We start from the raw sequence: 10,375 nt of genomic DNA on the forward strand, positions 1-10,375 counted from the left end.
GTCAGTCCCTTCAGGCCGCGGCAGCGGCGAGTTCGGCGGCCTGCTCGGCCGCGTCGTCCATGGTCGCGGCGACGGTGACGAGCGGGTGCGCTGCCTCCGCCAGGATCCGTCGGCCCTCTTCCACGTTGTTGCCGTCCAGGCGCACGACGAGCGGCTTGGTGGCCGCGTCGCCGAGGATCCCGAGGGCGGCGACGATGCCGTTCGCGACGGCATCGCAGGCGGTGATGCCGCCGAAGACGTTCACGAACACGCTCTTCACCTGCGGGTCGCCGAGGATGACGTCGAGGCCGTTGGCCATGACCTCGGCCGAGGCGCCGCCGCCGATGTCGAGGAAGTTCGCGGGCTTCACGCCGCCGTGGCGCTCACCGGCGTAGGCGACGACGTCGAGCGTCGACATGACAAGGCCCGCACCGTTGCCGATGACGCCGACCTGACCGTCGAGCTTCACGTAGTTCAGGCCGTGGGCCTTCGCCTTGGCCTCGAGCGGGTCCTCGCTGGCGGAGTCCTCGAGGTCCTTGTGCGCGGGGTGGCGGAAGTCGGCGTTCTCGTCGAGCGAGACCTTGCCGTCGAGCGCCAGGATCTGGCCGTCGCCGGTGCGGACGAGGGGGTTCACCTCGACGAGCGTGGCGTCCTCGCCCTTGTAGACGTCGTAGAGCTTCGAGAAGACGTCGGCCACCTGGTCGACGAGCTCCGCCGGGAACCCGGCCTGCTCGGCGATCGCGCGACCGGCGGCCGCGTCGATCCCGGTGAGCGGGTCGACCTCGACGCGGGCGAGCGCCTCGGGCTTCTCGACCGCGAGCTGCTCGATCTCCATGCCGCCCTCGACGCTGGTGAGCGAGAGGTAGGAGCGGTTGGCCCGGTCGAGCAGCACGGAGAAGTAGAACTCCTCGGCGATGTCGGCGCCCTGGGCGATCATGACGCGCTGCACGGTGTGGCCCTTGATGTCGAGCCCGAGGATCGCCTGGGCGTGCTCGAACGCTTCGTCGGGGGTCTTCGCCACCTTGACGCCGCCGGCCTTGCCGCGCCCGCCGACCTTCACCTGGGCCTTGACGACCACGACGCCACCGATCTTCTCGGCCGCCGCTCTCGCCTCTTCCGGGGTGTCGGCGATGATCCCCTGGAGGACGGGGACGCCGTAGGACTCGAAGAGGTCCCTGGCCTGATACTCGAAAAGATCCACGCTGTTCTTCTTCCCGCACGGTTCGTGCGATCGGCATCGGTTTCCCGGTCGCGCACTCCACATCGAGGGTCGCTCGATGTCGAGACAACGGCCGTCACGCAGCCTAGCGCGGCGACATGGACGTCGAGACAACGGGCGGCGCGGGACGCAGGGGAAGGCGCGGTCGCTCGACCACCCGTCGGCGACCGCGCTCCACTCCCCCGAGCACCGGCAGTGTGCACGGCCGTCGTGACGGGGAGGTGTCCCGGAGGTGAACTCGCGCACCCTGGACGCCGCTCTCACCGACCCGGCGTACACCGGAAGGCCCGAACCACCGGCAGGCCCGAACCACCGGATGGCCCGAACGAAGGAGCGCGCATGACCGCGGAACAGAACCAGCAGGCACAGGAACGACTCGGCGAGATCCTGGAGGCGCGGGCCTTCGACCGCTTCCCCGAGGTGTGGGCGGAGGACGTCGTGGACCACGACCCCGCGCCCGACCAGCAGCCCGGCCTCGCGGGGATCGTCGACTTCTGGACCGAGTTCACCACCGCGTTCCCGGACCTCACGCTCGAGCCCGACCCGCTCGTCGTCACGGACGACTACATCACCGCGGTGTTCACGATCCGCGGGACCCACACCGGTCCGTTCCAGGGCCACGCGCCGACGGGTCGCGCCTTCGAGGTCCGCGGCATCCAGGTCTCGAAGTTCCGTGACGGCAAGATCGCCGAACGCTGGGGCTCGACCGACGAGAAGGGCCTGGCGGAGCAGCTCGCGCTCGGCTCCGGCGACGTCCACTTCGTCAGCGCCTGAACACCATCGGACACCCGGCACCACCCACACCCAGGAGGACACCATGAGCGATCCCGGCATCAGCCCCGTCGACGACTTCGAGGCCCAGCAGCGCCGCGACGACGACATCGACCGCGAGCACGTCGGCCCGTACGAGGTGGACGAGTCCGAGGAGTCCCTCGAGACCGTGACGAACGACGCCGTCGCCGGCGAGACCGTCGAGCCGCAGCGCGGTGACGGTACCGACGACGGCCCGACCGGCGGCTCCCCACGCGAGGGCTCCCCCGACCTGTGGGAGCACGACGCCGACGAGGACCGGCCGGACCTCGGAGGCGACCTCGGCACCAAGCCGCTCTGACCCGCATCCCCTGATCAGCGCCTCCCCCAGGGATCCGCGGAACACGGCCCGTACCATCGGGCCGTGTTCCGTCGTGTCCGAGCCAGCGTCCGCAGCATGCCGTCGGCCGCCCGCCTGGTGGCGATCGCGGCGATGCTGCTCGTCGCAGCCGCCGCACACCTCGCCGCGCAGTCGGGGCCGGCAGGTCGATGGGTTCCGCTCCTCGCGGTCGCGGTGGTCGGAGCCGTCGTCACCGGAGCGCCGAGCCGCCTCTGGCCGCTCCCCGCGATCTGGCTCGTCGCGACCGTGCTCGCCCTGACGGGCGACGTCCGGGTCGACGGCACGTACCTGGTGGCCGCCCTCGTGACCGGCGCGGTCGCGCTCGTCGCGGCGATCGGCGCTGATCTCGTCCCCGTCCTGCGGGCGCGACGCCGACGGGGTGGACCGTGACCACCCCACGGCCTGGAGGCCCGGTGCCGGGCCCGCCACGGGCCTCCAGTCACGGCCGTCACCCCGCTGGCGCGGTGCGCCGGAACCGGCTGGTGGGGCCCACCTCCCGTCCGTCGTTCGGTCGCGTCCACGACCGCAGCCTGCGTCGGTTCCTCGCCGACAGCACACCCGTGGCCGCGGGCGGCCGCGCCATCCTGCTGCAGATCGCCGACCCGGTCGTCGCGGCGGGGGTCCGCCGGCACTCGGACTTCGCCCGCCGACCGCAGCAGCGGCTGGCCCACACCCTGATGTTCGTGTACGCCGTCGTCTCCGGCACGGAGCAGGACGCCGCGATCGCCGCCGGCTTCGTGAACCGGGCCCACGCGCCCGTGACCGGCGCGGACGAGGTCGACCGGCAGCTGTGGGTGGCCGCGACCCTGTTCGACTCGGCTCGTCGGGCGCACGACCTGTTCGGCGCTCCCGTCACGGCGGAACGCGCCGAGGCCGTGCTCGCCGCGTACGCCCCGATCGCGACGACGCTGCGGGTGCCCGCCGAGCGCTGGCCGACCTCGGTCGCGGCCTTCGACGAGTACTGGGCCGACGCCCTCGACCGGCTCGAGGTCACCGACGACGCCCGCGGGGTGGTGCGTGACCTGCTCCACCCGCGGTTCGCGCCGCTCTGGGTGCGTGCCGCGATGCCGCTCGTCCGGATCGTCACGGTCGGGATGCTGCCGGAGCGGCTGCGGACCGCGTACGGGTTCGCGTGGGGGCCGCGCGAGCAACGGCGGTTCCAGCGGACGGTCGCCGCGGTCAGCGGCGTGCGGTCGGTCGTGCCCGGGGCCCTGCTGCGGCTGCCGGGTCCGCTGCTGCTGCGGGCGATGCGCCGGACGGCCGGGCGACACGCCACGGTACGGTAGCGGGCATGTCGGTCGACCACTTCGCCATCACGGTCCCGCGCTCCTGGTTCGAGCTGCCCGTCGAGCCGGAGCGCCGCGACGACCGGATCAGCGCCCTGGTGCAGGAGCGCATCGAGGACCAGCGCGAGCTCTGGGACCACCGGACCGAGATCGTCCGGGCCCTCCGTCGGTTCGCGCGGTCGGCGTGGGACAGCGGTGCGCGGTACTGCGCGGCCTTCGCCGAGCCGAGCGAGGACGGCATCGTCTCCGGCGCCCTCACCGTCACGGTCCTGCCCGCTCCCGAGGCCGGCGGCGACCCGCTCGCCGCCCTGACCGACCACGTCGCCGCACTCGGCGGTGACGACGACGGCATGCACGTCGACGTGCACGAGGTCCCGCGCGTCGGTCGGGTGCCGCGCGTCTGGGGCGTCTCGACCGTGCAGGCGCCGGACGGCCGCGGATCGTTCGACGTCGTGCTGATGCAGACATTCGTGCCGGCCGGTGACCAGGTCGCGCTGGTGAGCGTGTCCTCGCCCGCGACCGACCTGGCCGAGCCGCTGTACGAACTGTTCGAGACCGTGACCGACACCTTCGAGCTCATCGACTCGGCCACGGTCGGCGGCGGGGTCGACTGATGCGGATCTGGCCGTTCCGGAAGCGTCGGAAGCCCGTCGAACCCGTCGTCGAGCGGGTCACCGTCGACGACCTCGCGCGGATGGCGCAGCGCGGCGAACTCGCCCGCGCGGTCGTCACGCCGCCGCCGGCTCCCCGCGCCAGCGCCGACCGGGTGCGGGCGACCGTCGCGCAGCTGCCCGGGCGTCCCCTGGGCTCCGCCGGTGGCACGGCCCGCCGCGACGCGGCTCCGGCCCGGCAGACTGCGGCGGCCGTCCTGGTGCTCGACGACCACCAGCGGGTGACCGTGTCCGGTGGCGGGCTGATCGGCCGCGACCCGGCGAGCGCCCACCCGGACGGCGGCTACGCGCACATGATCGCCCTCGAGGACCCGGACAAGCTGCTCAGCCGCACGCACCTGGAGTTCGGCTTCGGTGCCGAGGGCTCGCTCTGGGTGCTCGACACGGCGTCGGCGAACGGGGTCGAGCTGCAGCGGCCGGGGTTCCCGGCGACGATGGTGCCGCCGGCGCAGCGCACCGTGGTGCAACCGGGCGACGTGGTCGTGTTCGGCGGCCACACGCTGCGCGCCGAGCCGCAGACCGCGCTGGTCGGCGAAGCCCCACTCGGCTGACGCCGAGCGGCGCGGCGGCGCGACGCTGGCGCGCGACGTCGCGCCGTCCCCGTCAGTCGGCGGGCACCTGCACCAGCCGCAGCGCCTGGTCGGCGTCGTTGAGCAGTGCCCGACCCGGCACCCGGTCCTGCGTCACCAGGCTCTTCGACAGCTTCGTGCCGATCAGGTCGCCGTCGACCGTGCTGAGCGGTGCGAGCAGCATCCCGCGACGGGCCTTCTTCGCGTCGACCTGCCAGCCACGGAACCCGCTCGCGACGCCCTCGACGTCGCCGGCGATGACCAGCCCGACCGAACGACCCCGGTCGGAGTCCATGACCGCCCGGAACACCGGTTCGGCCGGGGTCTCCTTGAGCGCCTCGGCGTCGTCGACGAGCACGAGCGTGAAGCCGTCCGAGCCGGTGTCGATCGCGGCGGAGAGGCCCTCGGCCCCGATCCCGCCGTCGGTGACCACGGTCGCGCGCGGTGCACCCTCGAGTGCCCGGAGCGGGGAGTCCCGCGGCGTGACCGCGACGACCGACCCACCCGCGGACAGGACGTGCCGGGCCATCGCGACGAGCGCGGTGCTCTTGCCGGAGCGCGGGCTGCCGGCGACGATGAACACTGGGGTGTCCTGCACGAAGTCGTGGGTGAAGAGCCGGAGCTCGTCGCCGCCGACTCCGAGCGCGACCCGGCCGACCGAGGCGTCCGCCGAGGGCAGGTACCGCACGGCCTCCTCGAACGTGATGGACCGCGGCAGCACGTCGATCCGGAACGGCTTCGGCACGGTCGCGGGGACGTGGGCGCGGACCTCGTCACCGATGCCGCGGATCGCCGCCGCCTGGTCGCGTCCGCCGAGGCCGCCGGGCAGCACGGCGACCTGGGTCTCCGTCGCGGTGGCGTTCCGGAAGCCGCGACCGGGCGGGATCGACTCCGGCAGCTTCTTGCCGTTGATGCCCTCGTAGTTGTAGTCGCCGCGGTCGGCCAGGGCGAGCAGCAGCTTCCGCTCCACCTGGCTCGACATCCGGCCGGAGGTCAGCGTGCGGTCGCCGGAGACGATCAGGTGCACGCCGACGCCGACGCCCTCGCGCAGCAGCGTCTGGACGGCGTCGTGCAGCGCACCGTTCTCGGCGTCGGCCAGGGTCGCCATGAAGCTCTCCCACTGGTCCAGGAACACGACGACGTGCGGCAGCGGGGTGGTGTGCTCGTCGGACCGCTGCTCGGCGATGGACGAGTACCCGCCGCTCGCGAAGGCCGCCTGGCGCTCCTGCACGGTGCGGAGCAGGATGCCGAGCAGCCGCGAGACCCGGTCTGGCTCGTGCCGCTGCACCACGGCACCGCAGTGCGGCAGGGCCCCGAGCGCGAGCAGGGCGCCGTTGCCGCAGTCGATCCCGTACATGTGCACGTCACCGACGCCGAGGCGCAGGGCCATCGCACCGGCCAGGGTGCGGAGCGTCTGGCTGCGGCCGGAGCGCGGCGACCCGATGACGAACAGGTGGCCGTCGGCGTCGAGGTCGAACACGGCGGGGCGCTGCTGCTGGTCGGCGGGGTGGTCCTCGACGCCCCAGGCCACGGCGAGCGGCGGCAGCTCGGCGGCACCTGCGGCACCGGCGGCTTCGACGTCGTCGAGTCCGACGACCGCACCGAGCGGGGGCAGCCAGGGCTTCCGCTGCTCGGGGGTGCCGAGGGCGCGGGTGGCGTCGCCGATCGACGCGACGAGGACGCTCAGATCGGTGACCTCCACGTCGCTGGCGGCGGCCTCGACGGCTGCCGGGCGGGGGGCTGGTTCGCTGTACGAGGCGAAGGTGAGTTCGCGGACCAGGGCGGGCCGGGCCTCCTGGTCGTCCGTGCCGGGCCGACGCCCGCCCACCCGACCGGACTGGAAGGGCAGCAACGAGGCCGCGCCGAGCCGCACGTACGCGCGACCGGGCGTCGTCTTCGCGATCCGCGCGGCGTCGTTCGCGCCGATGACGTCCTGGCTCTCCGACTGGTCGGTGACGCGCAACGCGATCCGCAGGATCGTGTTGGCGCGGATCTCGGGCGACACGACACCGCCGGGGCGCTGCGTGGCGAGCACGAGGTGGATGCCGAGCGACCGACCACGTTGGGCGATGTTCACCAGGCCCTTGACGAAGTCGGGCAGCTCGCGGGCGAGCGAGGCGAACTCGTCGATGACGATGAGCAGCCGCGGCAGGCTCGGGATCGCGTCGCCCGACGCCGCGCGCTTCGCCTGCAGGTCCTGGTAGTCCTCCAGGTCCTTCGCGCCGACCTCGGCCAGGGCGTGCTCGCGGGTGCGCAGTTCCGCGCCGAGCGACTCGAGCGCCCGCTCCACCTGGTGGGTGTCGAGGTCGGTGACCATGCCGACCGTGTGCGGCAGGTCGACGCAGTCCTTGAACGCCGCACCGCCCTTGTAGTCGACGAGCACGAAGTTCATCTCGTCCGGCCGGTTCGCGACGGCGAGCGACGCGACGATCGTCTGCAGCAACTCGGACTTGCCGGAACCGGTCGTGCCGGCCACGAGTCCGTGCGGACCGTCGTTCCGCAGGTCGATCGCGAACGGCCCGTCGATCGAGGCGCCGATGACGGCGGTCGTGCTGCGACCGCCGAGCAGCCAGCGGGCCTGCACGGCCTCGGACGTCGGCGGTTCGAGCTGGAGCACGTCGAGCAGCCGCGCCGACGACGGGATGGCGCCGTCCTGCACGTCCGGGCTGGCGTCGACGATCGGCGACAGCGACCGGGCGACCCACTCGAGCCAGTCCTGGTCGACCAGGTCGGGCCGGGCGTCGTCGATGCGCTCGCTGCGCTGCTGCGTGACCCGGATCCGGTCGTCGCGGACCACGACCACGGCGTCGCACTCCTCGGGCAGGAGCCGCTCGTCCAGGTCGAGGCAGATGCTGAACACCCCGACCGACGGCCCCTCCTTCAGCACCTGCACGAGCGACGGCATCGCACGCAGGCGTCGGGCGCCGTCCATCACGACCACGATCTCGTCGGCCGGCGGCGTCTTCTTGCCGATACCGGCTTCCTTCCGGGCGTCGATGACCGCCGCGAGCTCGGCGATGGCCCGCGCGGTCGTCGCGGCGTTCGAGGCGATGCTCGTCATCGGCTGGTCGGCGCCGTCGCGGCGGACGTGCGGCAACCAGGACATCCACTCCCACAGCGCGGTCCGGGTGGTGTCGGTGAGCAGCGTGAAGGTGACGTCCTTCGGGCTCTGCAGCGTCGCGAGCTGCGCGACCACCCAGTTCGCCAGCCGTCGGGCGTCGTCGTCCGGGCCGGCGATGCCGATCACGCCACGCTCCGCCAGGCGGATCCGGACCGGCACGTCGGTCGCGTCCCACGCGACGGTCCGCTTGTGCGACAGCTGTTCCGGGTCCTCGATGGTCACCTCGGACCGTTGCGTCGCCGTGCCGACACGGACGAGCAGGTGGTCGGGGTCGGTCCGACGCCGCTCCCACAGGCGCGGCAGCGGCGTGACCGCCGTCTCGTAGACGGCAGCCGGGTCGGGGGCGCTCGCGATCCAGCGTGCCCGTTCGGACTGGAGGCTCTCGGTCGCGTCCGCCTCGATGCGCGCCTTGGTGTCCTCGTACTCCACGATCCGCTGGCGGTACGTCTTCTTGCCCTGACGGCGACCCTGGAGGCCCGTGATGATCATCAGGATCGGTGACAGCAGGGCGATGAGCAGGTAGATCCAGCGACCGGTGGTCGACACGAACATCACGGCCATTCCCATCGGCGCCAGCGCCATCAGGATGGGCAGCGCCCGCGCCGGGGGTTCGGTCGGCGGGGCCGGCAGCTGGTAGCGGGTGTGCTCGTCGGGAGGCAGGATGCGCGGCGGGCGGTTGTACTCGAGCGACATGCCGTCGTCGGCCAGGGACAGGTGCGCCCCACGGTCCGGCGCCCGACCGAAGCCGAGCAGGACCCCGCCGATCGCCAGCTGCGCGGTCTCCGGCCAGTCGGTCTCCTCGGTGACGGCAGCACCGTCGAGCACTGCCCCGGCGAAGCCGTTCGCCGGACGGACCTTCGCGCCGTCGGCCGTGACCGACACGAGCAGGGCGACCTCCGGTACGGTCTCGGCCCCGGTGGCCTCGGCCTCGACCTCGGCGGTGGTGCTCACCGGGATGCGCACCGTGGCGTTCGTCGCCGTGCCGATCGTCACCGTGCCGGTGCCCACCCGCACGATGGTGCCGGCGTGCAGGCCCGAGACGATCCGGATCTCGGCGTCGGTCAGCGGACGGAGCGGCTGCGGCGGCACCTGCTCGAGGCTGCGGGCCACGACCACACCCTCGCGCACACCGGACTCGGCGACCGTCGCGGCCAGGTCGAGCGGCTGCTCGCCGACGAAGTACGCCGGGGTCCGTCCGGAGGCCACGACGTCCGTCGCGATGAGGCGTTCGGCCTCGGCGACGAGCTCGCCGACCGCACGGGTGTCGTCCCCGTCGACGTAGACGTTGGCGGTCTGACCGCTCTCGCGGTCGACCATCGTGAACGTGAAGGTCATGGCATCCCCCGTAGCATTGACTACATGTCGCAGGACGATGGTAGTGTCCCCTGCAACACGCCCCGTTGGGGGGACATGACGAAACTCCGGGGAAAGGGAGTCACACCGTGGCGAACATCAACGTCTCGTACGCAGACCTCGAGGCAGCAGCCTCCGACCTCAAGGCGGGTCAGGCGGACATCGAAGACCGTCTCTCCGCCCTGCAGCGCAAGATCCAGCAGCTCATCTCCGACGGCTACGTCACCGACAAGTCGTCCGTCGCGTTCGGCGAGTCCTACGACGAGTTCAACCGTGGCGTGACCCAGACCGTCCAGGGGCTCGAGGGCCTGTCGACGTTCCTGTCGAAGGCGTCGCAGACCCTGTCCGAGACGGACGAGTCGCTCGCTTCCGGCCTCAAGGGCTGACACCGCTGACGACCCCGTGTCCCGCGATCGCGTGGGGCACGGGGTCGACGCGGTTCCGGTGGCGGTGGCTTCCGGTTCGTGATCGGGGAGGGATTGTTCCGTGGCTTCGAGACTGCTCGTTGACCTGATGGGGCTCGGGGAGCTCCAGACCGACCTGTCGACCGTGCACAGCACGCTCGAACAGGCGCACAAGCGCGTCGATGCGTCCGACGACGAGATCGGCTCGGGCACCGTGCAGGACGCCCTGCACGACTTCGACCACCGCTGGGGTGACAAGCGCGACAAGATCAGCGACTCGACGAAGGCGCTGGCGGACATGCTGAGCGCGTCCGTCGAGACCTACACCGAGACCGACGAGCAGCTCGCACAGGCACTGCAGGTCAACGACGAGAACGGCGGCGGCGGACCCGCTGCCTCGAGGGCGGAGTAGTCATGGGGCGGCCGTCGGGGTGGGATGTCGTCGATCAGGGTGATGATCCGGTCAAGGGTGATCCGTCGACGTTGCGGATGATGTCGCGGGAGTACCAGCGCATCTCCGACGCAGCCGATGACGCCTCGACCCGGCTGAAGTCGGTGAAGGGGTCCGGGTGGCTGACCGACTGGGAGGGTGAAGCGGCCGATGTGTTCGTCGACGCGATCGA

Annotated in this window: 11 protein-coding genes; 9 read left to right on the top strand and 2 right to left on the bottom strand. The window is 72.4% G+C overall.

Annotated features, from left to right (window positions below; genetic code table 11):
- Positions 1 to 10 precede the first annotated feature (10 nt).
- Positions 11 to 1,180, bottom strand: a complete 1,170-nt coding sequence (gene sucC, locus EDF23_RS13820; RefSeq protein WP_123671459.1) for an ADP-forming succinate--CoA ligase subunit beta — start codon at positions 1,178 to 1,180, stop codon at positions 11 to 13.
- Between the two features lie 357 nt (positions 1,181 to 1,537).
- Here sucC and EDF23_RS13825 point away from each other — a divergent pair, with 357 nt between their 5' ends.
- The 6 genes from EDF23_RS13825 to EDF23_RS13850 all read left to right on the top strand — a co-directional run bounded on the left by EDF23_RS13825 (position 1,538) and on the right by EDF23_RS13850 (position 4,856).
- Positions 1,538 to 1,972 (top strand): ester cyclase, encoded by a 435-nt coding sequence (locus EDF23_RS13825; RefSeq protein ID WP_131921957.1) that lies wholly within the window; start codon positions 1,538 to 1,540, stop codon positions 1,970 to 1,972.
- A 43-nt stretch (positions 1,973 to 2,015) separates the two neighbouring features.
- A complete protein-coding gene (locus EDF23_RS13830) occupies positions 2,016 to 2,309 on the top strand; it encodes a hypothetical protein (RefSeq protein WP_131877586.1) in 294 nt (97 codons plus the stop codon).
- Between the two features lie 63 nt (positions 2,310 to 2,372).
- Positions 2,373 to 2,738 (top strand): hypothetical protein, encoded by a 366-nt coding sequence (locus tag EDF23_RS13835; protein WP_131921958.1) that lies wholly within the window; start codon positions 2,373 to 2,375, stop codon positions 2,736 to 2,738.
- Positions 2,739 to 2,830: 92 nt separating this feature from the next.
- Complete coding sequence (locus tag EDF23_RS13840; protein ID WP_165901131.1) at positions 2,831 to 3,634, top strand: oxygenase MpaB family protein; 804 nt, start codon at positions 2,831 to 2,833, stop codon at positions 3,632 to 3,634.
- 5 nt (positions 3,635 to 3,639) lie between these two features.
- A complete protein-coding gene (locus EDF23_RS13845; RefSeq protein WP_111085350.1) occupies positions 3,640 to 4,248 on the top strand; it encodes a hypothetical protein in 609 nt (202 codons plus the stop codon).
- A complete protein-coding gene (locus tag EDF23_RS13850) occupies positions 4,248 to 4,856 on the top strand; it encodes an FHA domain-containing protein (RefSeq protein WP_123293218.1) in 609 nt (202 codons plus the stop codon). The genes EDF23_RS13845 and EDF23_RS13850 overlap by 1 nt, the downstream gene beginning before the upstream one ends.
- 52 nt (positions 4,857 to 4,908) lie before the next feature.
- On the opposite strand, the gene EDF23_RS13855 is transcribed toward EDF23_RS13850, so the two are convergent.
- Positions 4,909 to 9,330 (bottom strand): FtsK/SpoIIIE domain-containing protein, encoded by a 4,422-nt coding sequence (locus EDF23_RS13855; RefSeq protein ID WP_131921960.1) that lies wholly within the window; start codon positions 9,328 to 9,330, stop codon positions 4,909 to 4,911.
- A 107-nt stretch (positions 9,331 to 9,437) separates the two neighbouring features.
- Between EDF23_RS13855 and EDF23_RS13860 the strand changes: the two genes are divergently transcribed.
- The 3 genes from EDF23_RS13860 to EDF23_RS13870 all read left to right on the top strand — a co-directional run.
- On the top strand, positions 9,438 to 9,734 hold the full coding sequence (locus tag EDF23_RS13860) for a WXG100 family type VII secretion target (protein WP_071404660.1): 297 nt from the start codon (positions 9,438 to 9,440) through the stop codon (positions 9,732 to 9,734).
- A 100-nt stretch (positions 9,735 to 9,834) separates the two neighbouring features.
- Positions 9,835 to 10,164 carry a hypothetical protein gene (locus EDF23_RS13865; protein WP_123936922.1) on the top strand — a complete coding sequence of 110 codons (330 nt, stop codon included), beginning with the start codon at positions 9,835 to 9,837 and terminating at the stop codon, positions 10,162 to 10,164.
- Positions 10,165 to 10,166: 2 nt separating this feature from the next.
- Positions 10,167 to 10,375: hypothetical protein (locus EDF23_RS13870; protein ID WP_131921961.1), on the top strand; the 209-nt coding region annotated here is incomplete at its 3' end.

It is taken from the genome of Curtobacterium sp. PhB128 (genome assembly GCF_004340725.1).
Classification (GTDB): domain Bacteria; phylum Actinomycetota; class Actinomycetes; order Actinomycetales; family Microbacteriaceae; genus Curtobacterium.